Annotated in this window: 24 protein-coding genes and 1 pseudogene; 18 read left to right on the forward strand and 7 right to left on the reverse strand. The window is 72.5% G+C overall.

Annotated elements, in window-relative coordinates; genetic code table 11:
- The 5 genes and pseudogenes from ACGFRB_RS00220 (at nt 1) to ACGFRB_RS00240 (ending at nt 4516) form a co-directional block, all read left to right on the forward strand.
- Nucleotides 1-699, forward strand: a complete 699-nt coding sequence (locus tag ACGFRB_RS00220) for a DUF2993 domain-containing protein (RefSeq protein ID WP_363001894.1) — start codon at nt 1-3, stop codon at nt 697-699.
- A gap of 632 nt (nt 700-1331) precedes the next feature.
- On the forward strand, nt 1332-2177 hold the full coding sequence (locus ACGFRB_RS00225) for a sulfurtransferase (RefSeq protein ID WP_363001896.1): 846 nt from the start codon (nt 1332-1334) through the stop codon (nt 2175-2177).
- Between the two features lie 101 nt (nt 2178-2278).
- Complete coding sequence (locus ACGFRB_RS00230) at nt 2279-2566, forward strand: DUF1416 domain-containing protein (RefSeq protein ID WP_363001898.1); 288 nt, start codon at nt 2279-2281, stop codon at nt 2564-2566.
- Between the two features lie 142 nt (nt 2567-2708).
- Nucleotides 2709-2960 (forward strand): annotated as a pseudogene (locus ACGFRB_RS00235) (DUF3099 domain-containing protein); the annotation flags it as partial.
- A 254-nt stretch (nt 2961-3214) separates the two neighbouring features.
- The gene (locus ACGFRB_RS00240) at nt 3215-4516 is read left to right on the forward strand and encodes an MFS transporter (RefSeq protein ID WP_393236984.1); all 1302 of its coding nucleotides are present in this window, start codon (nt 3215-3217) and stop codon (nt 4514-4516) included.
- A gap of 18 nt (nt 4517-4534) precedes the next feature.
- Here the strand turns inward: ACGFRB_RS00240 and ACGFRB_RS00245 are convergent, their stop codons facing one another.
- Nucleotides 4535-4897, reverse strand: a complete 363-nt coding sequence (locus ACGFRB_RS00245) for a DsrE family protein (protein WP_361231878.1) — start codon at nt 4895-4897, stop codon at nt 4535-4537.
- A gap of 105 nt (nt 4898-5002) precedes the next feature.
- On the opposite strand from ACGFRB_RS00245, the gene ACGFRB_RS00250 reads away from it, so the two are divergent.
- The 6 genes from ACGFRB_RS00250 (at nt 5003) to ACGFRB_RS00275 (ending at nt 10349) form a co-directional block, all read left to right on the forward strand.
- Complete coding sequence (locus ACGFRB_RS00250; protein WP_393236988.1) at nt 5003-5887, forward strand: hypothetical protein; 885 nt, start codon at nt 5003-5005, stop codon at nt 5885-5887.
- A complete protein-coding gene (locus ACGFRB_RS00255; RefSeq protein ID WP_393236991.1) occupies nt 5884-6792 on the forward strand; it encodes a hypothetical protein in 909 nt (302 codons plus the stop codon). The genes ACGFRB_RS00250 and ACGFRB_RS00255 overlap by 4 nt, the downstream gene beginning before the upstream one ends.
- On the forward strand, nt 6789-7640 hold the full coding sequence (locus tag ACGFRB_RS00260; RefSeq protein ID WP_393236994.1) for a hypothetical protein: 852 nt from the start codon (nt 6789-6791) through the stop codon (nt 7638-7640). The genes ACGFRB_RS00255 and ACGFRB_RS00260 overlap by 4 nt, the downstream gene beginning before the upstream one ends.
- A 443-nt stretch (nt 7641-8083) precedes the next feature.
- Nucleotides 8084-8656 carry an FABP family protein gene (locus tag ACGFRB_RS00265; RefSeq protein ID WP_363001908.1) on the forward strand — a complete coding sequence of 191 codons (573 nt, stop codon included), beginning with the start codon at nt 8084-8086 and terminating at the stop codon, nt 8654-8656.
- Nucleotides 8657-8790: 134 nt separating this feature from the next.
- A complete protein-coding gene (locus ACGFRB_RS00270; protein ID WP_363001910.1) occupies nt 8791-9264 on the forward strand; it encodes a transcriptional repressor in 474 nt (157 codons plus the stop codon).
- 113 nt (nt 9265-9377) lie between these two features.
- Nucleotides 9378-10349 (forward strand): YgfZ/GcvT domain-containing protein, encoded by a 972-nt coding sequence (locus tag ACGFRB_RS00275; protein WP_393236998.1) that lies wholly within the window; start codon nt 9378-9380, stop codon nt 10347-10349.
- A gap of 87 nt (nt 10350-10436) precedes the next feature.
- Here ACGFRB_RS00275 and ACGFRB_RS00280 read toward each other — a convergent pair whose 3' ends face one another.
- The gene (locus ACGFRB_RS00280) at nt 10437-10838 is read right to left on the reverse strand and encodes a hypothetical protein (protein ID WP_363001914.1); all 402 of its coding nucleotides are present in this window, start codon (nt 10836-10838) and stop codon (nt 10437-10439) included.
- A gap of 413 nt (nt 10839-11251) precedes the next feature.
- Nucleotides 11252-11677 carry a D-aminoacyl-tRNA deacylase gene (gene dtd / locus ACGFRB_RS00285; protein ID WP_393237001.1) on the reverse strand — a complete coding sequence of 142 codons (426 nt, stop codon included), beginning with the start codon at nt 11675-11677 and terminating at the stop codon, nt 11252-11254.
- A gap of 236 nt (nt 11678-11913) precedes the next feature.
- On the opposite strand from dtd, the gene ACGFRB_RS00290 reads away from it, so the two are divergent.
- The 5 genes from ACGFRB_RS00290 (at nt 11914) to ACGFRB_RS00310 (ending at nt 17664) form a co-directional block, all read left to right on the forward strand.
- Entirely contained in the window at nt 11914-12624 is a 711-nt protein-coding gene (locus tag ACGFRB_RS00290) for an ABC transporter substrate-binding protein (RefSeq protein WP_393237004.1), read from the forward strand.
- Nucleotides 12625-12839: 215 nt separating this feature from the next.
- Complete coding sequence (locus tag ACGFRB_RS00295; RefSeq protein WP_393237007.1) at nt 12840-14090, forward strand: GNAT family N-acetyltransferase; 1251 nt, start codon at nt 12840-12842, stop codon at nt 14088-14090.
- A gap of 46 nt (nt 14091-14136) precedes the next feature.
- A complete protein-coding gene (locus tag ACGFRB_RS00300) occupies nt 14137-14793 on the forward strand; it encodes a TetR/AcrR family transcriptional regulator (protein ID WP_393237010.1) in 657 nt (218 codons plus the stop codon).
- 99 nt (nt 14794-14892) lie between these two features.
- Nucleotides 14893-17046: a HelD family protein gene (locus tag ACGFRB_RS00305; RefSeq protein ID WP_393237013.1), complete on the forward strand. Its 2154-nt coding sequence runs from the start codon at nt 14893-14895 to the stop codon at nt 17044-17046.
- An 87-nt stretch (nt 17047-17133) separates the two neighbouring features.
- Nucleotides 17134-17664 (forward strand): hypothetical protein, encoded by a 531-nt coding sequence (locus tag ACGFRB_RS00310; protein WP_393237016.1) that lies wholly within the window; start codon nt 17134-17136, stop codon nt 17662-17664.
- Nucleotides 17665-17730: 66 nt separating this feature from the next.
- Here ACGFRB_RS00310 and ACGFRB_RS00315 read toward each other — a convergent pair whose 3' ends face one another.
- On the reverse strand, nt 17731-18171 hold the full coding sequence (locus ACGFRB_RS00315) for a VOC family protein (protein ID WP_393237019.1): 441 nt from the start codon (nt 18169-18171) through the stop codon (nt 17731-17733).
- 120 nt (nt 18172-18291) lie between these two features.
- Nucleotides 18292-18672, reverse strand: a complete 381-nt coding sequence (locus ACGFRB_RS00320; protein WP_393238155.1) for a helix-turn-helix transcriptional regulator — start codon at nt 18670-18672, stop codon at nt 18292-18294.
- Between the two features lie 191 nt (nt 18673-18863).
- Here ACGFRB_RS00320 and ACGFRB_RS00325 point away from each other — a divergent pair, with 191 nt between their 5' ends.
- Together ACGFRB_RS00325 and ACGFRB_RS00330 are read left to right on the forward strand one after the other, a co-directional pair.
- Nucleotides 18864-21272, forward strand: coding sequence for an ATP-binding cassette domain-containing protein (locus ACGFRB_RS00325; RefSeq protein WP_393237022.1), 2409 nt, complete (start codon nt 18864-18866; stop codon nt 21270-21272).
- 61 nt (nt 21273-21333) lie between these two features.
- Nucleotides 21334-22254, forward strand: coding sequence for a hypothetical protein (locus tag ACGFRB_RS00330; RefSeq protein ID WP_393237025.1), 921 nt, complete (start codon nt 21334-21336; stop codon nt 22252-22254).
- A gap of 123 nt (nt 22255-22377) precedes the next feature.
- Here the strand turns inward: ACGFRB_RS00330 and ACGFRB_RS00335 are convergent, their stop codons facing one another.
- The gene (locus ACGFRB_RS00335; protein ID WP_363001934.1) at nt 22378-23268 is read right to left on the reverse strand and encodes an RNA polymerase sigma-70 factor; all 891 of its coding nucleotides are present in this window, start codon (nt 23266-23268) and stop codon (nt 22378-22380) included.
- 31 nt (nt 23269-23299) lie between these two features.
- Entirely contained in the window at nt 23300-24622 is a 1323-nt protein-coding gene (locus tag ACGFRB_RS00340; protein WP_393237028.1) for an NAD(P)/FAD-dependent oxidoreductase, read from the reverse strand.
- Nucleotides 24623-24690 lie beyond the last annotated feature (68 nt).

Raw genomic sequence — 24690 nt, forward strand, 5'->3', positions numbered from 1 at the left:
ATGCGGGCACTACGGGTGCTGCTGATCCTGGCGGTCGTGCTCGGCGGGATCTTCGTCGGCGTGGACCGGCTGGCGGTCGGGTACGTGGAGTCGGAGGCCGCCGACCGGGTGCGGGCCGCGGCGAGCGCACGGCCGGAGTCGGCGGAGGTCGACATCAAGGGCTTCCCGTTCCTGACCCAGATCGCCGGCCGGCGCTTCGACGAGGTCGACCTGAAGCTGACCGGGCTCAAGGCGTCCGCCGGGGGCGGCCAGTCGGTGCGCGTCGGTGAGCTGACCGTCGCGCTGCGCGATGTCACCCTGGACGGCGACTACAGCATCGATCGGGTCCGTACGGCCGACGGCACGGCCCTGATCCGGTACGAGGACCTGGTCGACGCCTCGGGCGAGAAGGCCACGGTGCGGTACGGCGGCGAGAACAAGCTGAAGGTGACGGGCGGGGTACGGGTCCTCGGCCGGACGATCACCCGCACCGTGACGTCCACGGTGACCCTGGTCGGCGGGGACACCATCCGGGTCCGGGCCGACTCGGTGCCGGGGGAGGGCATGCCGGGGCTGGAGGAGCTGGTCCGGGCCCGTACCGACTTCGACCGGCGGGTCGAGGGCCTGCCGAAGGGCATGCGGGTGACGAAGGTCGAGCCCCGGCCCGAGGGCCTCGCGGTGATGGTGACGGGCGAGGACATCGCCCTGACCGGGTTCTGAGCCCCGGGTCTGTCCTGCGCCTCTGGGGCCCTGGGGCCCGTCCCATGGGGGCCCTGAGTGCCCCTGAGCCCTGCCCCCTGAGTCCCGTTTTCCTCCCCGGATCCGAACCCTGATGACGGCCCGGATCCGGCCCTGAGCCGTGCCCTGGTTCTCCCCTGGTTCTGCCCCCGCCTCTGCCCCAAGGGGCTTTCGGACACCCATTGTCCGCATGATGAGACGAGTTCATCCGATCCGCAGAACGACGGGCCCTGAAGGCGGTCGGCCGCCGGTCCGGAGAGGGTCCGCACCCTTTGTCCGTCCCACATAGCGGATTTTCGCGTCTCGAAATGCGACACGCCGGTGACACGGCCGGACGCCGTCCCTACGATCGGGGCATGGAGCGACAGGCGGAACTCACGAAGCGGCGGGCAGTAGACCTGTGCCGCGTCGCCGCCATGCTCTGTCGATCCATCTGAGCGGGAGGGTCTTCCCCCGCGTTCCCCGAGGCCCCATCCCCGTCGATGCCGGGGCCACTTCGCGCAGTCGTACGCCTACGCCGTCGAACGTACGCATGGACGCACTCCCGACGCGTATCCGCACCGCCGCGCACCACCAGCACCACACCGCCGCACACTGCCCCGGAGGAGAACAGCATGGCTCGCAACGACGTCCTGGTCGACGCCGACTGGGTCGAGGCCAACCTCGACAACCCCCAGGTCGCCCTCGTCGAGGTGGACGAGGACACGTCGGTCTACGACAAGAACCACATCAGGAACGCCCTCCGCATCGACTGGACCAAGGATCTCCAGGACCCGGTGCGCCGCGACTTCGTCGACCAGGAGGGCTTCGAGAAGCTCCTCTCGGCCAAGGGGATCGCCAACGACACGACCGTCGTCCTCTACGGCGGCAACAACAACTGGTTCGCCTCCTACGCGTTCTGGTACTTCAAGCTGTACGGCCACCAGGACGTCCGGCTGCTCGACGGCGGCCGCAAGAAGTGGGAGCTGGACGCCCGCGACCTGGCCGACGGCTCCGAGGTCCCCAGCCGTCCGGCCACCGACTACAAGGCGCGGCCGCAGGACCTCTCGCTGCGCGCCTTCCGCGACGACGTCGTGGCCGCGATCGGCAGCCAGAACCTGGTCGACGTACGGTCGCCCGACGAGTTCTCCGGCAAGCTGCTCGCCCCGGCGCACCTCCCGCAGGAGCAGTCGCAGCGCCCGGGCCACGTGCCCGGCGCGAAGAACATCCCGTGGTCGAAGAACGCCAACGACGACGGCACCTTCAAGTCGGACGAGGAGCTGACCGCCCTCTACGCCGCCGAGGGCGTGGATCTCGCGACGGACACCATCGCCTACTGCCGTATCGGCGAGCGCTCCGCGCTCACCTGGTTCGTCCTGCACGAGCTGCTCGGTGTCGAGAACGTCAAGAACTACGACGGCTCGTGGACCGAGTACGGCTCCCTCGTGGGCGTGCCGATCGAGCTGGGCTCCGGCAAGTAGCCCCGGGTTCCGGTTCCGATTTGGCCCTGTCACCCGGCCGGCGCCGGCACCGCCCCCGCCCTCCCTTCTCCCTCCCCTCTCGACCGTAAGGAATTCCCGACATGTGCGGAGCACAGCCCGGCGGCCCCGACGCCTCGACGATCAAGCCCGGTGAGACCACGATTCAGGGTTACGTGACCAAGGACGGCCAGCCCGTCACCGGTTACGTCCGCCTCCTGGACGCGACCGGCGAGTTCACGGCCGAGGTCCCGACCTCCGCCACCGGTCAGTTCCGCTTCTACGCGGCCGAGGGCACGTGGACCGTCCGCGCCCTGGTTCCGGGCGGCACCGCCGACCGCACCGTCGTCGCCCAGCAGGGCGGTCTGGCCGAGGTCGCCATCGCGGTCTGACGCCCGCGCCGACGGGTGGACCCGTGACCTCACCGCGGTGACGTCACGGACTGTGAACGGCCGGAGGGCCGTGCCTCTGGGGGTTGGACGCCGACCAGAACGTGGCACGGCCCTCCGGCATGTCCGGTCGTACGCTGAAGGTGTGTACGTACGGCGTCGGCGCGTCTATTTCTGGATGATGGGCGTCTGCCTGGCCCTCTTCGTGGGCGCCTGGGCAGTCGTGCGGCTCTTCTCCGTCCCGGCGGCCGTGGCCATGTGCGTGGTCGCCATGGTCATCCCGCCGGTCGCCGCCATGGTCGCGAACCGGCGCGGCCCGGAGGACCGCTGGTGGGACGACCCGACCGGCGACAAGCAGTCCGACGAGTGGTGGGACGAGCTCGACGGCAGGACGCGCCCCGGCCGGGGTGAGGGTGGGGATCAGGGTCGGGGTCGGGACCGTGATCCGGGGGAGGACCGGGAGGAGTAGACCCGTACGGGGAGTACGGGGGCTGCGTCCCGGCCCCCGCTCTGCTAGCTTCGCCCGCATGTTCCTTTCCCGTGCGTAGGAGTCGGCTCCACCGCGCCCCCTGAGGGTGCGGTCCTTCGTCGACCCCGCACGCGTGCGCGCCGCCGTTCCGCGGCCGGCGCGCCCTTCCAAGGAACAGACTCATGTCTTCGCCCTCAGTGGCACCGTCGTACGCGGCCGTGCTGCGCACTCCCCATGCCCTCCGTACCTTCGCCGCCGCGCTCCTCGGCCGTCTCTCCTACGGGGTGGCCCCGCTCTCCCTGGTCCTGGCCGTCAAAGCGGCCACCGGCTCCTACGCCGTGGCGGGCACCGTCATGGCCGTCTTCGGACTGACCAGTGTCCTGCTCTCCCCGGCGCGCGCCGGCCTGATCGACCGTCACGGGCCGCGCCGGGTGCTGGCGCCCATGGCCTGCGTATACGCGGTGCTGCTCACCGCCTTGGCCTTCGCGACCGCGTGGCCCGGCGCGCCGGGCCTCCTGCTGGCCGTCCTGGCCAGTGCCGCCGGTGCCACCACGCCGCCCTTGGGGCCGGTGATGAGGACGCTGTGGAGCACGCTGCTGTCCGACCGGCCGCTGCTCCAGCGCGCGTACAGCCTGGACGGGGTGGCCGAGGAACTCCTCTTCGTCACCGGGCCGTTGCTGGTGGGCGTCCTGATGAGGGTCACCGTGCCGTCGGTGGGACTGGGGGTGAGCGCCGTCCTCGTCCTGGTGGGGGCGCTCTCATTGGTCGCGTCTCCGGCGGTCCGGGAGTATCCGGTCGCCGGCGGGGTGCCAAAAACTTCCGCGTCTGCGGCGTCTGCGGCGTCTGGTCGGCTGGGTCGCCGGTCCAGCCGGTCCAGCCGGCTCGGACTGTCAGGTCTGGCAGGTCTGTTCAGTCCGCTGGGCGGCGGGAGGGGGTTGCGGCAGGCGATCGCCGTCACCGCCGGTCTGGGGATCGGGCTCGGGGCGCTGGACCTTCTGGTGATCGCGTTCGCCGAGGAGCACGACGCCCCTTCCACGATCCCCTGGATCATGGCCGCGCTCTCCGCGGGCAGCGCGGTCGGCGGGCTCGCGTACGGCGCGGTCTCGTGGCGTGCCCCGATCGGCCGCCGACTGGCGGCGCTCGCGGTCGCGCTCGGGCTCGTCGTGGCCGCGACCGGTCTCGCGCCGCATCCCTATGCGCTCGTCGCCGGGGCGGCGCTGGGCGGGCTGTTCGTGGCCCCCGCCCTCACGACGGCCTATCTGATCGCCGACGAGTCCGCCGGTCCGGGCGCCCGCACGAAGGCGGGCGCGTGGGTCAACACCGCGTTCAACGCCGGTTCGTCGGGGTCGACGGCCGCCGCCGGACTGCTGATTGGGCATATGCCTCTGCCGGCGCTGTTCGCCCTCGCCGCGGCTCCGGTCGTCCTGTCCGCCGTCGCGACGGCCCCGACATTCACGCCCGGCGGTTCTGCCGAACGCGCCTAGTCCGCGCCCAGTCCGCGTCTAGTAGACGAGCGCCTGCGTCTCGTCGGCCATCGCCTCCTGGACGAAGACCTGGGCGCCCGCGATACGGACGCCGTCGAGGACGTCGTCCTCGGTGATCTCGCGGCGGGTCGCGCACTGCGTGCACAGCGTGACGCGGCCCGCCGCCAGGATCGAGTCGAGCAGGTCCGGCAGCGGTGCGGCGTGGGGGAGTTCGAACTCCGCGGCGCGCCCGGGCAGCGCGAACCACGAGGACTCCCCGGTCAGCCACAGCGAGACCTCGACGCCGCTGGCGACGGCGACGGCGGCCACCGTGAAGGCCTGGGAGCAGCGTTCGGGGGAGTCGGCCCCGGCGGTCACCTTGATCACGAGCTTCTTCGCCATATGCCGAACTGTAATGCGAAGTGAGGCAACCTTATGCGCCCCTCACCAGTCAGCGGGGTGCACGGATAACGGAATTCGTGCTTCACGTCTCATGGGGGGACTGTCGTGACAACCACGGAAGTGACGGAACCGATCGAGAGCGGACCTCCGTCCGAGCCGGATCCGACGCCATCGGCGGACCCGGCGTCCGCGGTGGCGCCCGGGGCGCAGGCCGAGACGAAGACCGACACGGTTTCGGAGTCTCCGGAGGCCGCGGAGCCCGTCCCGGCGCCGCGCCGCCGTGGCGGCCGTACCGTCGCCCTGCTCGGTGTCGCCGCCGTGCTCGGCATCGTCGCCGGTACGGCGGTGGGTTACGGCGTCCAGGCCCAGCGCCCTCCGACCGCGCTCCCGGCGCTCAACCAGCCGTCTCTCGCCTACCCGGCCAAGCCGCTCCCGAAGGGGAAGGAGCCGAAGCCGCTGACCGCGGCCGAGGACCGCGGCCTGAAGACCGAGGGCGATCTGCGCGACCTGCTGCTGCCGAAGCCGAAGGGCGCGAAGAAGGCGCCGTTCTTCGTCAAGGACGGCCGGCTGAGCATCGCCTCGTACGCGGGCAACTACCGGAATCCGGGCGGGGCCCTCACCTACCTGCTGGAGGACGACATCCGTCGTGTCGTCGCCACCACCTGGAGCAACGGCAAGGGCAAGATCACCGAGATCAACCTGATCCAGTTCCGGAGCGGCAGCGGAGAGCCTGCCGCCGCGCACGCCGAGGACCAGCGCTCCTACCAGGGCGCGGAGAGCGGCAGCGAGGTCGGCCTGATCAAGGGGAGCCCCGAGGGCCGGACGTATCTGCTGCCCGTGGACCGCGAGGCCGGCTTTCTCGACTACTACACGGCCTACGCGGTGTTCCACCGAGGCGACGTGATGGTCGAGATCTTCGTGTCGGACACCAAGAAGGTCGGCCAGAAGGAGATCGCCTCGCTGGCCGAGCGGCAGTTGGAGCGCCTGTGAACGCCGAGAACCCTGAGAAGCCCATCTCCGTGACGCCCGAGCCCACCGCCGTCGCCACCGCCGACGGCACCGCCGGATCCGTCAACGCGACGGCGGACGAGACGGCGGGCGCGACGGCGGCGCCCGGAGCGCCTGCGGGCGCGCGCAAGCCGCGTCGCGTCTTCCCGTACGTCCTCGGCGGCGTGCTCGTGCTCGGCGTCGCCGGCGGCGCGACGTACACCGGAGTCACCGTGGCGCGGGCCGACCGGCACGCGCCCACGGTCGAGTGGGCGGATCTCCCGGAGGCGGGCAAGGACCCGGCCGCCACCGAGGCCCGGCGCGGCCGGTCCTCGACGCCGCTGAGCAAGATGCTGCTGCCCGTGCCCGGGGGATACCGGCTCGGCCCCGACGTCGGGCAGTACGGCAACGACAGCGAGCTGACCGGCGACGACGCCATCGCCTTGGCGAAGGAAGCGGGCAAGGGGCTGGCGGGCAGCAAGCGCCGCGAGTTCGACCGGCGGATCGAGAAGCTCGGCATCAAGGGCGTCGCTGTCCGCTCGTACGTCTCCGACCAGTCCGACCGGCTGGTGAATGTGCAGGTCCAGCGGGTGACGGACCAGCGGGTGGGCCGTGAGTCGCTCGCGGTCCAGCGTGATCTCGCCTCGTTCCTGCACCTGGGCAAGGGCCCGAAGATCGAGGGCCACAAGAACGCGTCCTGCTTCATGAAGCCGAAGTCGAAGAAGGACAAGGACCGGGACCGGGACCGGGACATCGAGCCCATCGACGGCATGACCTGCTCCGCGTACGAGGGGGAGTACATCGTGACCGTCGACGCCACGGGCGCCGGACCGCTGGACCGTTCGGAGATCGCCGATCTGGTCAAGCAGCAGCTGGACCACCTCAAGTCCCCGGGGGAGTACATATGAGCGAGACCCAGCAGCCCCAGGCCCCTGAGGCCACCCCTGAGGCCACCCCCGAGGTCGCCCCGGCCCCGGCGGAGGCCGGCGACGGCAAGAGCCGCAAGCCGCGTCCGGTCCTGGCGGCCGTCGCGCGGTGGACCGCCGCCGTCGTCGTGTGCGGCGGGCTCGCGACCGGGACGGCCGCCGCGATCACGTCCATGGAACGCACCGACGTGCCCGGTCTGGCGACCGAGAGCGACGGCCGCTGGGACTACCCGAAGCTGACCCTGCCGCAGCTTCCGGCGGGCTCCCCGCGCCCGTTCACCTCCGACAACTTCGGCGAGATCCACCACGCGGACCTGCGCGCGCTGCTGCTGCCCGCGCCGGCCGGCGCGCGCGTCGATCCGAAGCGGGACGGCGACTGGGTGAGCGTCGACGACTACGTGGCCCTCTACGAGAAGAGCAAGCGGGACGACCTGCGCCAGGCGATCGAGGACTCCGCGCTGCGGCATGTCGCGGTCCGCTCCTGGACCATGCCGGACGGCACGAAGAGCGCCGTCTACCTGCTGCGCTTCAAGTCCGTGGGCTTCTCGGAGTCGTTCAAGGACAACGTGCTGGACGCCGGCTCGGACCGCACGGTGCCGCTGGTGGGCGCCGATTCCGTCGAGCGCTATTCGATCTCCGCCCACATCCGGGTCCCGGGCACGGCGCTCTACGCGCTCGCCGAGGAGGAGCCGTACGGCGCCGAGCAGGTCCGCTGGGCCTACATCCAGGCCGGTGACACGCTCGGTCTGGTCGTGCAGTCCCAGAAGGGCGGCGCCGCGACCGTCCCGTTCCGGCAGACGGTGGCCCTGCAGAACCAGCTCCTGGGCTGAGCACCCCTCCGGGATCCCGTACGGGGACCCGGAAGGGCGGTCAGGGGCGGTCAGGGGCGGTCAGGGGCGGCCAGGGCGGTCAGGGGCGGTTCCGATCCCGGACCCGTCCCCGACCCGATCCGGGGGCGGCCCCGGACCCCGCCCCGGGGCGATCCCGGACTTATCCCGTACCCGACCCACCTCATCGAGAGGGCCGGCCCCCCGCCGACTAAGCTGGGGGCCGGCCCCTACTGCCTTCACGCTCATCGAGGAGCACCAAGTGATCGTCTTCTTCGAAACGCTGCTCGCGCTCGTCTGCGTCGCGGTTGCCGGCTTCGCCTTCCTGGCCGTGAAGAAGCTGTACCAGGGCCAGCGCTGACCCATGGGCGCGCCCGCCGCGCCCGTGACCGTCCGCGACCGACCCCGTCCCCGCCCAGACCAGACACAGATCGCCTGAGCCGCCCATGATCGAGATCCCGTCCGACCTCAACCCGGACCTCGTCCCCCTCGCGTTCCTGCTGGGTACGTGGGAGGGCGCGGGTGTGTCCGACTTCCCCGGCGCCGAGAAGTGCAACTTCGGCCAGTCCGTGACCTTCAGCCACGACGGTCGGGACTTCCTCGAGTACCACTCGCACTCCTGGGTCCTGGACGCCGACGGCAACCAGATCCGCCCGCTGGAGAGCGAGAGCGGCTACTGGCGCATCGACAAGGACCGCAAGGTCGAGATCGTCATGGTCCGCGACCAGGGCATCGTCGAGGTCTGGTACGGCGAGCTGGCCGACCAGAAGCCGCAGATCGACATCGCGACCGACGCCGTCGCGCGTACCGCCGCCTCCGGCCCGTACAGCGGTGGCAAGCGTCTGTACGGCTACGTCAAGGGCGACCTGATGTGGGTCGGCGAGAAGGCCACCCCCGAGGTCCCGCTGCGCCCGTACATGTCGGCGCACCTGAAGAAGGTCGTCACCCCGGAGGAGGTGGCCGAGATGGCCCGCAACCTTCCGGACATGCCGGACGACGGCATCGCCTTCTTCAAGTAGGCCGAGTCCGAGCCGGTCGGGTCCGAGCCGGCCGAGGAGGCCTTTCCCGCGCGGATCCTCCCGCGCGGGCCCTCTTCAGGTCACCCTGCTCACACAGCGGTTCGACGCCCACCACGCCCTCCTACACTGGGGGCGTGGTGAGCATCGACTGGAAGAGCGACCTTCGGCAGCGCGGCTACCGCCTGACGCCTCAGCGCCAGCTTGTCCTGGAGGCCGTCGACGCGCTCGAACACGCGACGCCCGACGACATCCTCTGCGAGGTCCGCAAGACGGCCTCCGGCGTCAACATCTCCACCGTCTACCGGACGCTGGAGCTGCTGGAGGAGCTGGGCCTCGTCAGCCACGCCCATCTGGGGCACGGGGCGCCCACGTACCACCTCGCCGACCGGCACCACCATCTGCACCTGGTCTGCCGGGACTGCTCGGGGGTCATCGAGGCGGACGTGGAGGTCGCCGCCGAGTTCACCGGGAAGCTCCGGGAGACCTTCGGCTTCGAGACCGACATGAAGCACTTCGCGATCTTCGGCCAGTGCCGGGACTGCGCGAAGCGGGCGGCCGACGCCGCTGAGCGGCCGGCCGAGCCGCAGACCGGCCAGTCCGCGGGCTGAGCCCCGGGCCGCCGGACCGATAGGCCGCAAGCCGCAAGCCGCAAGCCGCAAGCCGCAAGCCGCCGGGCCCAGGGCCTCCGGTTTCCCGTCGCTCGTCGTCGTAGGCTTTTCCCATGTCCACGAAGAGCCCTCTGCTGTCCCTGCCCGGCGCCGTTCCCGCCGAAGGCCGCGACGAAGGTGTCGCCGCGCACTACGGCGACCTGTTCCGCGAGCAGCGGACCCTCGCCGACGGCGCCGGTTTCGTCGATCTGTCGCACCACGGGGTCGTCACCGTCACCGGCGACGACCGGCTGAGCTGGCTGCACCTGCTGCTCACCCAGCACGTCAGCGAACTCCCGGCGGGCCAGGCCGCCGACGCGCTGATCCTCTCCGCGAACGGGCACATCGAGCACGCCCTGTACCTCGTCGACGACGGCGAGACGGTGTGGGCGCATGTGGAGCCCGGGACGCGCGAGGCGCTCGTCGCGTACCTGGAGTCGATGAAGTTCTTCTACCGGGTCGAGGTCGCCGACCGTACCGACGACTTCGCCGTCGTCCACCTCCCGGCCGGCTCGATCACCGCCGTGCCCGAGGGCGTGGTCGTACGGGAGACGGCACACGGCCGCGATCTGTTCCTGCCGCGCGCGGACCTGACGGACTTCGCGGCGGCCCACGGCCCGGCCGCCGGCATCCTCGCGTACGAGGCGCTGCGGGTGGAGGCCCACCGGCCGCGGCTCGGCTTCGAGACCGACCACCGGACCATCCCGCACGAGATCGGCCTGATCGGCAGCGCCGTCCACCTCCAGAAGGGCTGCTACCGGGGCCAGGAGACGGTCGCCCGGGTGCACAACCTGGGCAAGCCGCCGCGCCGCCTGGTCTTCCTGCACCTGGACGGCAGCGAGGTCCACCTCCCCGCCCACGGCGACCCGATCCGCCTCGCGGCGGACGGCCCCGAGGGCCGCCGGCTGGGCTTCGTCACGACCTCGGCGCGCCACCACGAGCTGGGCCCCATCGCACTGGCGCTGGTGAAGCGCAACGTGCCGGTGGACGCCGAGCTGATCGTCGGGACGACGGCCGCGGCGCAGGAGACGATCGTCGAGCCGTAGGCGGGTGGGGCCGGGCCGGCCGAGGCGGCCAGGCCGGCTCGGCTCGGACCGGCCAGGGTCCGCGTGGGACGCCCGGGCCGGCCGGGGTCAGCCGGTCGGGTACGTCGAGATCGAGATCGAGGTGTGCGAGCCCATCGGGTTGACCTGCACGGTCACCCCGTCGTGCCCGCGCCGGGCCACGATGTTGGCGCTGAAGTCGCCCACGTACTTGGAGACGGTCTTCCAGCCGTCCCGGCTCAGCGCGTCCGCGTAGAAGGTGCCGACCTGCTTCACCGAGTCGTTGGTGCTCAGCAGGGTGGTCGAGCCGGTGTGACGGGTCTCGGTGGCGCCGGGATACAGCGGCACCCCACCGGTCGCGGTCGCCGTGGCGGTCGCGGTGGGCGAGGGGCTCGTGGCGGGGGCCGGGTTCGAATTCCCGCACGCCCCGAGCGTCAGCACGGCGGCGACACCGCCCGCCGCCGCCACGGTCAGCAGTACCTTCTGTCTCACGGCATTCTCCTCTGGGCTCGCCCGTCGATCCCCCGGACCTCTGCCTCCCATCTTCAGGAGGCCCCTCGCCCCGGCAACCGGGCCGCCGCCGGACAGCGGCAGCGCGGGCTCCGCCGTACGAGTGAAGCCCGCCGACCCACCGCCCACCGCCTGCCGCCCGGAGCCGGGACGCGGGACTTTACGAAGCGGTCGCGTGTCTGCCGTGGGCGCGAGAGGGGAAGAGATCCTTCCGCCGGGGCGGGGGAGGGCGGACGCTCTGCTCGGCGAAGGCATCACGGAGGAAGGGCGGGGCACGGTGTGAACGCTTCGGACAGCACGCGGCGGAAGTCCTCGTTCGCGGGCGCCGGTCACGGCACTCTTCGCTCTCGCCCGGGGGAGCCGTCTCGCCCGGGGGAGTGAGGAGCGGCCGGCGGCTACACCTCCAGCAGCACCGTGAACGGGCCCTGGTTGGTGAGGGATACGCGCATGTCCGCGCCGAAGCGGCCGGTCTCCACACGAGCGCCCAGATCGCGCAGCTGGGCGACGACCTCGTCGACGAGGGGCTCGGCGACCGGGCCGGGGGCGGCGGCGTTCCAGGTGGGACGGCGGCCCTTGCGGGCGTCGCCGTAGAGGGTGAACTGGGAGATGACCAACAGCGGAGCGTTGACGTCGGAGCAGGATTTCTCGTCGTCCAGCACCCGTACGGACCAGAGCTTTCTGGCCAATTGCGCGGCCTTCTCCGGCGTGTCGTCGTGGGTCACCCCGACCAGCACGCACAGCCCCTCGCCGGCGATCTCGCCGACGGTCTCCCCTGCGACGACGACACTCGCGCCGTCGACTCTCTGCACCACCGCTCGCATACGGACCAACCTACCGACCCGTCGCCCGGCCGACACCGGCAGGGCCGAACGGGTGCAGACCGCCTGCGTCGGCCGGTGCTCCAGTGGCACCATGCCTGTCAGACGGTGCGTTTTCGCCCGCACCGGTCGAGGGGACGATTCTCATGAGTGCATCTGGCAACGGGCCCACGCCGTCCGGTTCCGTACCGCTGGCCCGTACCCGCGGCGCCACGACCGGTGGAACGACGACCGGTGGAATGACAGCCGGTGGAGTCACCACAGGTGGACTGACAGCCGATGGGGCCACCGCCGGTGGAGTCGCCGCCGGTGGGGTCACCACGGACGGGAGGACGGCCGGCGCCGTCGCGCGGCCACCCGTACAGCGGACCGCCGAGCCCGATCTGCCGGGCCTGGCCGAGCTGCCGGGCCCGCCCGGCCTGCCAGGTCTGCCCGGTCCCTCCGATCAGCCTTCCGGTCAGCCGCGCTCGGACCTCGGCACGCTGCGGCTGCCCGAGCTGCGGGCGCTGCGCCGTGACGCGCAGCGCGACGAGGCCGATCTGAGCTACGTACGGCGGATGCTCCAGGGCCGGATCGACATCCTGCGGGCCGAACTGGCCCGGCGCTGCGCCCCCGAGACCCCGGTGGTCGACCGGCTCTCCGAGATCCTGGCGGACACCCCGCTCGGGCCGGGGGTGGCGGCTCGTTCGGCGCGGCACGTGACCCTGTCGACGCCGCGCGGCGAGGAGTACCGGCGGCTGGCGGCCGAGACGTTGTCGGAGGTCGAGCTGTCGGACCTGTCGGCCCGTACGGACGAGGAACTGCACACCGCGATGGCCCGGCTCGCGGGCTGCGAGCAGCAGGTGTCGCGGCGCCGGCACCAGCTTCAGCGGACCGCCGACGACTGCGGCGGGGAGATCGCCCGCCGCTACCGGGAGGGCGAGGCGCAGGTCGACGACCTGCTGGCGTGAGGCCGTGAGGCCGTGAGGTTGCGCGGTTGTGAGGCCGTGAGGCTGTGACGCAAGAGCCCCTGGCACGGCCCGAGTTACGGCCCGAGTTACGGCCTGGGTTGCGACCCGGGTGACGACCCGGGTCGCGGCGCGGGAGCCACGGTGGCACACCAGGGGCGCCACCCGCCGCCGAAACCGGAGTGCGGGCGGCGGGCGCGGTTTTCTAGCCTTGGGCGATGAGCCTTGAAGTGCGTGCTGTCGACGAGTCCGAGTTCCCCGAATGGCTGCGGGTCAGAAGGGTCGGTTTCCTCGTCCAGCCGGTGGTGTCCGAGGAAGAGGTCGCCGACCGGCTCCCGCACCACGACCTGTCCCGCGTGTTCGCCGCCTTCGACCAGGGCCGGATGGTCGCCACGTACCGTTCCTTCGACCAGACGCTGAGCACGGTCGGCGGCGCCGACCTCGCCGCGAACGCGGTCAGCGGTGTCACCGTCTCCCCGACCCACCGCCGGCGCGGCCTGCTGAGCCGGATGCTGGCCGGCGACCTGGCGGCGGCGAAGGAGCGCGGCGACGCGTGCGCGACGCTGGTCGCGGCCGAGTACCCGATCTACGGCCGGTTCGGCTTCGGTCCGGCGAGCTGGCTCACCGAGTGGACGATCGACGTCGCCCGTGCCGGTTTCGACCGCCGGTGGTCCGGCCCCACCGCCGAGGAGGGCGGCGGCCGGATCGAGCTGGCCGACGGCGCCCAGATCCGCAAGGAGGGCCCCGCGCTGCACCGCCGGCTCGCCGCGAGCCGCGCCGGAATCACCGGCCGTACCCAGCGCGGCTGGGACATGGGCACCGGCAACGCCTATCCGGTGGAGCCGTGGACCGAGCCCTTTTACGCCGTCTACCGCGGCGACTCCGGCGAGGCCGAGGGCTACGTCGCGTACCTCGCCGACGGCAAGTGGAACGAAGGCAAGCAGCCGCACAACACCCTGCGCGTGCGTGATCTGGTCGCCGTCACCCCGGCCGCCGAGCGCGCCCTGTGGCGGTACGTCTGCTCGATCGACTGGATCACCCAGGTCCGTACCGGCTACCGCGCCCCCGACGACCTTGTGCCGCTGCTGCTCCCCGACCCGCGCGCCGCGCGTGTCCTCACCCACGCCGACATGCTGTGGCTGCGCGTCCTGGACGTGCCGAAGGTCTTCGAGCCGCGTACGTACGCGACCGAGGGCACGCTGGTCCTGGACGTGAAGGACGCGGCCGGGTTCGCGGGCGGACGCTTCCGGCTCGACGCCTCCCCGCAGGGCGGGACGTGTACGCCGGTGTCGTCGGTCCCCGACCTGGTCCTGGACGTGGCGGAGCTGGCCACGCTGGCGCTCGGCGACGAGTCCGCGGTGCGGCTCGCGGCGCTCGGCCGGATCGAGGAGGCGACGGACGGCGCGGCGGCGCGGGCGGACCTGCTGCTGCGGACCTCGCGCCGACCGTGGAGCATGGACGTCTTCTGATCGGCGGAAGACGACGGTGGTGGCGACAGGTGGAGGGTTCCGGGAGATGAGCGGACTGCGGGAGCGGAAGAAGGAGCGGACGCGGCAGACGCTCTCGGAGGTGGCGATCGCGCTCTTCCTGGAGAAGGGGTTCGACGCGGTGTCGGTCGCGGAGGTCGCGGCGGCGGCCGAGGTGTCGAAGCCGACGCTGTTTCGCTACTTCCCGGCGAAGGAGGACCTGGTCCTGCACCGGTTCGCCGATCACGAGGGCGAGCCGGCCCGGGTGGTGGCCGCCGCCCGGGCGGCCGGGGTGCCGCCGCTCACGGCCCTGCGCGACCACGTCCTCGCGGGCCTGGAGCGGCGCGACCCGGTGACCGGGCTGAACGACGCGCCGCAGGTGCTGGCGTTCCTGCGGCTGCTGTACGGGACGCCGTCGCTGGTGGCGCGGATGCAGGCGTTCCAGGCGCGTTCGGAGGGGGTGCTCGCCGCCGCGCTCGAAGGGCTCGGAGGGGCGGACCCACTTGAAGGGGCGGCCGGGGGTCCGGCCGGGGTTCCGTTGCGGGCGCGGCTCGCGGCGGCGCAGATCGTGGTGGTGCTCCGGGTCCTGGCGGACGACAACATCCGGCGCATCACGGCGGGGGAGCCGGTCGACACGGTGCTGCCGGGGGCGGTGACGGCGACGCGGGAGGCGTTCCGGGAGCTGGCGGAGGGCCTGCCGTACTGATTGTCGTTCGTACGGACCGCGCGAGGCTCGACCTGTGCTGACCAAGTAAAAAAGGTAACCGAGTTGCATTTCTGTCGGATCCCGAGGGACCCTGGCGGCATGCAGCCGCTCCGTCACGACCCGCTCCGGTACGACCTCGACGAGGAACGCGACCACCACGACGCCTGCCGCGCCGCCCTCGCCCGGATGATCGAGGGCGTCGAGGAGCAGGTTGTCACCGGCGAGGACACCGCCGCCTCCGGCGCGGACGCCGAGGCCCTCGGCTACCACCTGCGCAGCCGCGCCAAGGTGTTCCGCGAGATGCCGCCCGGGCCGCTCTTCTTCGGCCGTCTCGACCGTACGGACGGCCAGATTCACCACATCGGCCGGCGCCGGGTCGCCGAGCACCCGGCCGCGCCGCCGCTGGTCGTCGACTGGCGGGCGCCGGTCTGCCGCGCGTACTACCAGGCGGGGGCGAAAGACCCGCAGGGCGTCGTACGACGGCGGCGGTTCGGCTGGGCGCCGGGCAGCCTCGGGGCGTCGGAGGATCTGACGGCGCTGGAGGACGAGTACCTGGGGGACGGGCGTACGGGGGAGCGGGCCGGTGCCGATGTACCGGGTGGGCCGCGCGCGCAGGGTGAGCCGAGCGCACCGAGCCCACCGAGCGCACCGAGCCCACCGAGCCCACCGAGCGCGATTCTCGCCGGGGAGATCGAGCGCCCCCGCGTCGGTCCGATGCGCGACATCGCCGCGACCCTCCAGCCCGAACAGGACGATCTGGTCCGCTCCGGCCCCGCCACCTCGATCTGCGTCCAGGGCGCCCCCGGCACCGGCAAGACCGCCGTCGGCCTGCACCGCGCCGCGTATCTGCTGTACACGCATCCGCAGCGGCTGCGGCGTTCCGGCCTTCTCGTGCTCGGTCCGAACCGCACCTTCCTCTCCTACATCGCCGAGGTGCTGCCCGCGCTCGGCGAGACCGGCGTACGCCAGTCCACCGTCCACGACGAGATCGCCCGGCACGAGGTGCGCGCCGAGGACGACGAGGCGGCGGCCCTCGTCAAGCACGACATACGGATGGCGGAGGTGCTGCGCCGGGCGCTCTACGCGCGCGTGGACCAGGCGTCGGCCGGGGCCGAGGACCTGGTGGTGCCGGACGGCTCGTACCAATGGCGGGTCCCCGCCCGCGAGCTGGCCGGGATCGTCGCGGCGGTACGGGAGGAGGCCCCGCCCTACGCCACCGGGCGTGAACGGGTCCGCGCCCGCGTCGTCCGCGCCCTCCAGCTGCGCGCCGAACGCCGGGCCGGGGTGCTCGGTGCCGCCTGGACGCGCCGCATCGAGCGGGCCCGGCCCGTGACGGCCTGCCTCGACGCCTGCTGGCCCAAGGTCACCCCGGAGGAGGTCCTCGCCGAGGTCCTGACCGAGCCCCCGGTGGATCCGGTGGATCCGGCGGATCCGGCGGACTCGGCTGACCCGGCGGGCGCGGGAGAGGGGGTACGGGTGGGGCTCACGCCCGCCGAACGCGCCGCGATCCGCTGGACCAGGCCCCCGCGCTCGTACCGGAGCGCCCGCTGGACCGCCGCCGACCTCGTCCTCCTCGACGAACTCGCCGGTCTGATCGAACGCCCCGAGGGCTACGCGCACCTCGTCGTCGACGAGGCCCAGGACCTGTCCCCCATGGAGTGCCGGGCCATCGCGCGCCGCGCCGGGTTCGGCTCCCTCACCGTCCTCGGCGACCTCGCCCAGGGCACCACCCCGTGGGCCGCCCGCGACTGGCCGTCCCAGCTCGCCCACCTCGGCAAGCCGGACGCGACGATCGTGCCCCTCACCACCGGCTACCGCGTCCCGGCCGCCGTCGTCGACCTCGCCAACCGGCTGCTGCCGGAACTGGGCGCGGCCGACTGGGCGGGGCGTTCGCTGCGCGCGGGCGGCGAGGTGACCGTACGGCCGGTGGACGATGTCCCGGCCGGCGTGGCCGAGGCGGTCCGGGCGGCGCTCGCCGAGGAGGGCTCGATCGGCGTCATCGCGGCGGACGCGGCCGTCGGCCCGCTGCGGGAGTACGGCTTTCCGGCCGACCGGGTCACCGTGGTCCCGGCCTCGCTCGCCAAGGGCCTGGAGTACGACCACGTCGTGGTGGCCGAGCCCGCCGCCATCGTGGCCGCCGAACAGCGCGGCCCGCACCGCCTGTACGTGGCCCTCACCCGCGCGGTCTCCCGCCTGGACCTGGTCCACGCCCGTCCGCTGCCGGCGGCGCTGGTGGGTACCGGTGAGGGCTGACGGGGAGTGCGGGACCCATGGACGACCTGGCCCCCTGACCCGAGGGGCGGCTGTGGCGGCCGGTGGAACGGTGGCACCCTGGGCGGCATGCGGCCTCTGCTGTTCCTGGATGTCGACGGCCCCCTGATCCCGTTCGGCGCCCCGCCCCCGTACACGTACCCCTCCCACGCCCCCGTCCCGCCGCCCGGCTCCCATCCCCTCCTGTACCGGGTGGATCCCGCCCACGGCCCCCGGCTCGCCGCGCTCGGCTGTGAGCTGGTCTGGGCGACGACGTGGGGAGACGAGGCGAACGCGATCATGGCGCCCCGGCTCGGCTTGCCGCCGCTGCCGGTCGTCGACTGGCCGGAGGAGGGCCCGGGGGATCTGGCCGACTGGGCGGACCTGGAGAACGTGCGGGCGGGCCTCCACTGGAAGACCCGCCCGCTGTCGGTGTGGGCCGCCGGGCGGCCGTACGTCTGGCTCGACGACGAGATCGGCCCCGCCGACCGCGCCTGGGCCACGGCCCACCACCCGGCCCCGGCCCTGCTGCACCGCGTCGACCCGTGCACCGGGCTCGGCGACGCCGACTACACGGCGGTCACGGCATGGCTGGACCAGATGGCGTACGGGAGCGACTGAGTACGCCGGCCAAAGCCGCCCGGGTGCTCCCGGCCCCGGACGCCCCCGGCCCCGGACGCCCCCGGCTCACCCGCGCGGCTGGCTGAACCTCAGCATGTTGCCCGCCGGGTCCCGGAACGCGCAGTCCCGCGTCCCGTACGGCTGGTCCATCGGCTCCTGGAGGACGTCGCCGCCCGCCGCGCGGACGCGTTCGAAGGTCGCGTCCACGTCGTCCGTACGGAAGTTGACGCCCCGCAGCATGCCCTTGGCGAGCAGTTCGGCGGCGGCCTGACGGTCGGCGGCGGGGGCGTTCGGGTCGGCGAGCGGCGGTTCGAGGACGATCTCGACATCCGGCTGCGCGGGCGACCCGACGGTCACCCAGCGCATGCCCTCGAAGGAGACGTCCTTGCGGACCTCCAGACCGAGGGCGTCGCGGTAGAAGGCGAGCGCCTTGTCGTGGTCGTCCACGGCGATGAAGCACTGGGCGAGGTTGATGGTGTGGCTGGTGTGGCTGGTGTCGGTGTTCATGGCGTCGACGTTACGAGGCGGCCGGACGGGTCCGCTTCTCCATTCCTGACCGGTTCCGGAACCGGCGCGGGCAGGCCCGTCGGCCCTGCGGCGGCCGACCCGTCAGTCCGCCCCGACCCGTCAGTCCGCTGCCCCGGGCCGGCCCGCCGATCCGGCCCGGGTGGGCCGGGTCAGGTACATCGCCACGCACCCCGGGATCGCCTCCCCCGCCTCGTGGTCGCGCGCCCGGTACGCGCTCGGGCTCTCCCCGACGAGTTCCGTGAAACGCGAGCTGAACGACCCCAGCGACGTACAGCCGACCGCGAAGCAGACCTCGGTGACGCTCAAGTCGCCCCGCCGCAGCAGCGTCTTGGCCCGCTCCACGCGGCGCGTCATGAGGTAGCCGTACGGCGTCTCCCCGTACGCAGCCCGGAAACTGCGCGAGAAATGGCCCGGTGACATGAGCGCGGCCCGTGCCAGGGCCGGGACGTCGAGCGGATCCGCGTAGTCGCGGTCCATCATGTCGCGCGCGTGGCGCAGTCGTACGAGGTCGTCGAGGGTCGGAGTCACGCGCCCAGCCTGCCGCACCGGGTCCGGAGCCGGAGCGGGAAGTCAGGAATGGAGAAGCCTTCCCCGTCCCCGCGTGCCTAGTCTGACCGCGAGGCCGAGACCAGGGGAGACGCCACAGCATGAGCACGGACATGAGCACGGACATGAGCACGAAGACGGGCACGGGCACGAGCACGAGCGCGGACACGAACACCCCGCACGCCGCCGACCGCCACGACATGATCCGCGTCCACGGCGCGCGCGAGAACAACCTCAAGGACATCGGGATCGAGATCCCGAAGCGCCGGCTCACCGTCTTCACCGGAGTCTCGGGTTCCGGCAAGAGTTCCCTGGTCTTCGACACGATCGCCGCCGAGTCGCAGCGCCTGATCAACGAGACGTACAGCACCTTCGTCCAGGGCTTCATGCCCTCCCTCGGCCGCCCCGACGTCGACGTCCTCGACGGTCTGACCACCGTCATCAGCGTCGACCAGCGCCGCATGGGCGGCGACCCGCGCTCCACCGTCGGCACCGCCACCGACGCCAACGCCATGCTGCGCATCCTCTTCAGCCGGCTCGCGACGCCGCACATCGGCGGCCCGAAGGCGTTCTCGTTCAATGTCGCCTCGATCAGCGGGGCGGGTGCGGTCGCCTTCGAGCGGGGCGGGCGGACGGTGAAGGAGCGCCGCGAGTTCACCGTCACCGGCGGCATGTGCGCGCGCTGCGAGGGCCGGGGCACGGTCTCCGACATCGATCTGACGGCGCTGTACGACGACACGAAGTCGCTCGCCGACGGCGCGCTCACCATCCCCGGCTACAGCATGGACGGCTGGTACGGCCGGATCTTCGCCGGCAGCGGCTACTTCGACATGGACAAGCCGATCGCCCGGTACACCAAGCGCGAGCTGGACGACCTGCTCCACCGCGAGGCGACCAAGATCAAGGTCGAGGGCGTCAGCCTCACCTACGAGGGCCTGATCCCCAAGCTGCGCAAGTCCGTCCTCTCGAAGGACGTCGACTCGCTCCAGCCGCACGTCCGGGCCTTCGTGGAGCGCGCGGTCACCTTCGCCACCTGCCCCGAGTGCGACGGCACCCGCCTGAATGAGGGCGCGCGGTCGGCGAAGATCGACGGGGTGAGCATCGCGGACGCCTGCGCGACGCAGATCAGCGATCTGGCGGAATGGGTACGGGGGATCGAGGACCCCTCGGTCGCGCCGCTGCTCGCGAATCTGCGGCAGACCCTCGACTCGTTCGTGGAGATCGGCCTCGGCTATCTCGCGCTCGACCGCCCCGCCGGGACCCTGTCGGGCGGCGAGGCGCAGCGCGTGAAGATGGTGCGGCACCTCGGGTCGTCGCTCACCGACGTCACGTACGTCTTCGACGAGCCGACCACCGGGCTGCACCCGCACGACATCCAGCGCATGAACGCGCTGTTGCTGCGGCTGCGCGACAAGGGCAACACGGTGCTCGTGGTCGAGCACAAGCCGGAGACGATCGCGATCGCCGACCATGTGGTGGACCTCGGGCCGGGCGCCGGTACGGCGGGCGGCAGCGTTTGCTTCGAGGGCACGGTGGACGGGCTGAAGGACAGCGACACGGTCACCGGGCGGCACTTCGGCGACCGTGCCCGCGTCAAGGACAAGGACGCCGTACGGCAGCCGGACGGCGTCCTCGCGATCCGCGGCGCGAGTGCGAACAACCTGCGGGGCGTCGACGTCGACATCCCGCTCGGCGTGCTCACGGTGGTGACCGGGGTGGCCGGCTCCGGGAAGAGTTCGCTGGTGCACGGCTCGGTCCCGGCGGGCGAGGGCGTGGTGTCGGTCGACCAGAGCGGGATCCGCGGCTCGCGGCGCAGCAACCCGGCCACGTACACGGGTCTGCTCGACCCGATCCGCAAGGCGTTCGCCAAGGCCAACGGCGTGAAGCCGGCGCTGTTCAGCGCCAATTCGGAGGGCGCCTGCCCGACCTGCAAGGGCGCGGGAGTCGTCTACACCGACCTGGCGGTGATGGCCGGGGTCGCGACGGAGTGCGAGGAGTGCGAGGGACGGCGGTTCCAGGCGGCGGTGCTCGACTACCGCTTCGGCGGCCGGAACATCGCCGAGGTCCTCGCGATGCCGGTGGACGAGGCCGCCGCCTTCTTCGGCGAGGGCGAGGCCCGGACGCCCGCCGCGCACCGCGTCCTCACGCGGCTCGCCGACGTCGGCCTCGGCTACCTCACCCTCGGCCAGCCGCTGACCACCCTCTCGGGCGGCGAACGGCAGCGGCTCAAGCTGGCCACGCACATGGGCGACAAGGGCGGCGTGTACGTCCTCGACGAGCCCACCGCCGGCCTCCATCTCGCCGATGTCGAACAGCTCTTGGGGCTGCTCGACCGGCTGGTCGACTCCGGGAAGTCGGTCATCGTGGTCGAGCACCACCAGGCCGTCATGGCCCACGCCGACTGGATCATCGACCTCGGGCCGGGCGCGGGCCACGACGGCGGCCGGATCGTCTTCGAGGGCACCCCGGCGGAGCTGGTGGCGGCGCGGTCCACCCTGACGGGGGAGCACTTGGCGCGGTACGTGGGAGAGTGACCGCCTGACGCCGGCGGCTGGGCAAGGGCATGGGCATGGGCATGGGTACGGGTACGGAGAGATGAGCGGGCAGGCGGACGGATACAGGGGCGCGTACGGGGCCGACTACGAGGACGCGCCGCTCGTCGGGGGAGAGTCGCTGCTCGCTCTGCCGGGCTTCTGGGCGGCGTATCTGCTCTGGCTCACGGAGGGCGAGGGCGAGGGCGCGGACGAGGATCCGGACTCGGAACTGGAGCCGGACCCGGCCTGGTTCGGGGCGGACGAGGCCGATATGGGCGCTGCCTACGAGGCGTTGAGCGACCCGGAGCGGTGGCCGGTCTTCCGGATCGCGTTCGGTGGCGGGCACTCGGTGGTGGTGCTGGGCCGGAACATGCCCGAGGACCAGGGGACGGAGTACGTCGTCACGCACCCGGCCTGGGACCGCACCGGCCAACTGGCCACGATCGACGGCCACCAGGCCGGGCCGGGCCTCGCCTGGCGGGAGCTGGTCCATATCGCCCGTACCCCTGACTCCGACCCTGAGTCCGGCCCCGGCCCTGAGTCCGACTCTGAGACCGGCCCTGACCCCGAGACCGGCCCCGAGTCCGGGGGGTCCGGAACCCTCAGGGGTTCCGACGTACGGGACGCGGATGCCCGACTGCTGCTTCTGCTGCCCGTACTCGGCGAGGAGGACCTGCCCGCGGAGGCCTTCGGCATGGTCGCCGACGCCCTCGTGCGGGTGGGTGCCCCGGTCGCGGGCGTGCGGCGGCTGGCGCGCCTGCTCCTGACCGACCACCCGCTGTGGGAGCCCGTCACCTGGGCGCCCGCCGAGGCGTCCCCGCTGTCGGGCGGCGGGGAGCCGTACCCCGGCATCCTGCACTGCGACGGCGAGTGGAGCCCGCGCTCCGGCGTGCGGCTCGCGGCGGGCATCACCCGGGAGCGGAACGACGAGCTGGCCCGGGCGCTCGGTACGTGGGACGGGTCGTCGCCCTCGGAGCCGTAGACCGGAGCGCCGGGGCCGGAGCCGTACGCGGGAGCCGTGGGGCCGCCGGTCCCCGGCCGTACCCCGGGCCCGTACCCCGGAGCCGTCGAGCCGCCGGGACCGGATCCGCGCCCGAGCCGCTGGTCAGCGCAGCGACAGGGGCGTCTCCTCCCCGATCCTGGTCAGCTTCTCGGGGTTGCGGACGAAGTACAGGCCGGCGATCCGGTCGCTCTCGACGTGGCACGCGAGGACGCCTTCGACCTCGCCGCCGACGGTGATGATCAGGCCCGGTGCGCCGTTGACGAGGGTCGGTGTCACGGAGAAGGCGACGCCGTGCTTGCCGATGCCGCCCAGCAGGAAGCGTGCCACCTTGTCCGCGCCGAGGACCGGGTGGCGGGCCGCCTGCTTGATGCCGCCGCCGTCGCCCAGCAGGACGACATCGGGGGCCAGGACGTCGAGCAGGCCCTGGAGATCGCCGGTGACGAGGGCGCCGTGGAAGGAGTCGAGAGCCGCGCGGGTGACCTTCGCCGGGACGACCTCGCGGGGGCGGCGGGCCTCGACGTGGCGGCGCGCGCGGTGGGCGATCTGGCGGACGGCGGCCGGGGTCTTGTCGACGGCGGCGGCGATCTCCTCGTACCCGACGTCGAACACCTCGCGCAGCACGAACACCGCCCGTTCGGTCGGCGCCAGCGTCTCCAGGACGAGCATCAGGGCCATCGACACGCTCTCGGCGAGTTCGACCTCCTGCGCCACGTCGGGGGAGGTGAGCAGCGGTTCGGGCAGCCACGGGCCGACGTACGACTCCTTGCGGCGGCTCATCGTCCGCATCCGGTTGATGGCCTGCCGGGTGGTGATCCGGACCAGGTACGCGCGCTGGTCGCGGACCTCCGTCAGGTCGACGCCGGACCAGCGCAGCCAGGTCTCCTGGAGGACGTCCTCGGCGTCGGCCGCCGACCCGAGCATCTCGTACGCGACGGTGAAGAGCAGGTTGCGATGGGCGACGAAGCTCTCGGTCGCCGGGTCGGCGGCATCCACGACGGCATCCTTCCGGAGGGCTGACGTAACATCAGGACAGGTTGATACCAACGGAGTTGGCGTTGGGATGGGAGGCTACAGCCTTGTGATCCTGCCCGGTGGCGGCCCGCGTACGCAGCTGCTCCGCGCGCTTCGGGTCCTTCGCCCACTCCCACTTCAGCGAACCGGGCTTCTCCCCCTCCCGCACCAGCTGCTTGACGATGCCGGCGCAGATGGACTCCTTCAGATGAGCCCCGGGCCGCCCGGAGATGTGGATCCAGCGCGCGACGTCGTTCCTGTGTGAGATCTGGAACAGCCCGGTTCGCCGCCCCAGGCTCAGGCACTGCCCGGCGAAACCCATCGCGATCGGCTTCGCCTGCTCGTCCCCGATCCGGCGCAGCACGGTGTCGGCGGCGTGCGCGCCGAGCGGCATCGCGATCTGGCAGCTCATCCGCAGCGGCAGACCGGACGGGGCCGCCGAGTCGCCGGCGGCGACGATCCGGTCGTCGTCGACGCTGGTCAGCGTCTCGTCGGTGAGCAGCCGGCCGAGGGCGTCGGTCCGCAGCCCGCTGCGGACGGCGAGGTCCGGCACCGTGAACCCGGCGGTCCACACGGTCACCGCGCTCGGCAGCTCGCGCCCGTCGGTGAGCGTGACGCTCTCGCGCGCCACGGCCGCGACCCGTGTACCGGGCCCCGCGAGCACGGTCACCCCGAGCGCGGCGAGCCGGCGGGCCACCGTGCGCCGGGCCTTCGGGTGCAGATACGGGCCGAGCGTCCCGCCGCAGGCCAGGGTCACCCGGCGGCCCTGCTCGGCCAGTTCGGCCGCCGTCTCGATGCCGGTGGGGCCGGCGCCGACGACGGTGACCGTGTGCGTGGCGGGCGTGGCGTCGAGGACCGTCCGCAGCCGCCGGGTCTCCTCCAGGCTGGCGAGCGGATACGCGAACTCGGCCGCCCCCGGCACGTCCAGGTCCGCGCTGCCGCTGCCGACCGCGTAGACGAGATAGTCGTAACGAAGCGTCCGCTCCTCCTTGTTCACGCCCTCGTTCTTGCCCTTGGCCGCGCCCTCGTCGGGCGGTGCGAGCGTCAACTCACGGGCGGAGGCGTCGATTCGGGTCACCTTGCCGACGACGAGCCGGACCCGCCCGGCCAGCAGCTGCCGGTAGTCGGCGACCGCCGCGTGCGTACCGCCGGCCAGCTGGTGCAGCCGGATCCGCTCGACGAAGTCGGGGCGCGGGTTGACGAGTTCGACGCGGACCCGGGGGTTCTGGGTGAGCCGGTTGGCGGCGATCACGCCCGCGTATCCGCCGCCGATCACGACGACCCGGGTCTCGGCGGTGGCCTTGGTGTCGATGCCGGTGCTGTTCTCGGTGTTCATGGTGTCCCTCCTCCGTCCCCCTGTGTTTCAGGGTTCGGCCTCAAGACACCGGGTCCGTGACACCTGTG

The organism is Streptomyces sp. NPDC048718 (assembly GCF_043198875.1).
In the GTDB taxonomy this organism is placed as follows: Bacteria; Actinomycetota; Actinomycetes; order Streptomycetales; family Streptomycetaceae; genus Streptomyces.

Bases quoted from the DNA above. Each gene is read 5' to 3' on its own strand.
- ACGFRB_RS00220 (WP_363001894.1), top strand. From the start codon at position 1: ATGCGGGCACTACGGGTGCTGCTGATCCTGGCGGTCGTGCTCGGCGGG.
- ACGFRB_RS00225 (WP_363001896.1), top strand. From the start codon at position 1,332: ATGGCTCGCAACGACGTCCTGGTCGACGCCGACTGGGTCGAGGCCAAC.
- ACGFRB_RS00230 (WP_363001898.1), top strand. From the start codon at position 2,279: ATGTGCGGAGCACAGCCCGGCGGCCCCGACGCCTCGACGATCAAGCCC.
- ACGFRB_RS00240 (WP_393236984.1), top strand. From the start codon at position 3,215: ATGTCTTCGCCCTCAGTGGCACCGTCGTACGCGGCCGTGCTGCGCACT.
- ACGFRB_RS00245 (WP_361231878.1), bottom strand. From the start codon at position 4,897: ATGGCGAAGAAGCTCGTGATCAAGGTGACCGCCGGGGCCGACTCCCCC.
- ACGFRB_RS00260 (WP_393236994.1), top strand. From the start codon at position 6,789: ATGAGCGAGACCCAGCAGCCCCAGGCCCCTGAGGCCACCCCTGAGGCC.
- ACGFRB_RS00265 (WP_363001908.1), top strand. From the start codon at position 8,084: ATGATCGAGATCCCGTCCGACCTCAACCCGGACCTCGTCCCCCTCGCG.
- ACGFRB_RS00275 (WP_393236998.1), top strand. From the start codon at position 9,378: ATGTCCACGAAGAGCCCTCTGCTGTCCCTGCCCGGCGCCGTTCCCGCC.
- dtd (WP_393237001.1), bottom strand. From the start codon at position 11,677: ATGCGAGCGGTGGTGCAGAGAGTCGACGGCGCGAGTGTCGTCGTCGCA.
- ACGFRB_RS00290 (WP_393237004.1), top strand. From the start codon at position 11,914: ATGACAGCCGGTGGAGTCACCACAGGTGGACTGACAGCCGATGGGGCC.
- ACGFRB_RS00295 (WP_393237007.1), top strand. From the start codon at position 12,840: ATGAGCCTTGAAGTGCGTGCTGTCGACGAGTCCGAGTTCCCCGAATGG.
- ACGFRB_RS00300 (WP_393237010.1), top strand. From the start codon at position 14,137: ATGAGCGGACTGCGGGAGCGGAAGAAGGAGCGGACGCGGCAGACGCTC.
- ACGFRB_RS00305 (WP_393237013.1), top strand. From the start codon at position 14,893: ATGCAGCCGCTCCGTCACGACCCGCTCCGGTACGACCTCGACGAGGAA.
- ACGFRB_RS00310 (WP_393237016.1), top strand. From the start codon at position 17,134: ATGCGGCCTCTGCTGTTCCTGGATGTCGACGGCCCCCTGATCCCGTTC.
- ACGFRB_RS00315 (WP_393237019.1), bottom strand. From the start codon at position 18,171: ATGAACACCGACACCAGCCACACCAGCCACACCATCAACCTCGCCCAG.
- ACGFRB_RS00320 (WP_393238155.1), bottom strand. From the start codon at position 18,672: ATGATGGACCGCGACTACGCGGATCCGCTCGACGTCCCGGCCCTGGCA.
- ACGFRB_RS00325 (WP_393237022.1), top strand. From the start codon at position 18,864: ATGAGCACGAAGACGGGCACGGGCACGAGCACGAGCGCGGACACGAAC.
- ACGFRB_RS00330 (WP_393237025.1), top strand. From the start codon at position 21,334: ATGAGCGGGCAGGCGGACGGATACAGGGGCGCGTACGGGGCCGACTAC.
- ACGFRB_RS00340 (WP_393237028.1), bottom strand. From the start codon at position 24,622: ATGAACACCGAGAACAGCACCGGCATCGACACCAAGGCCACCGCCGAG.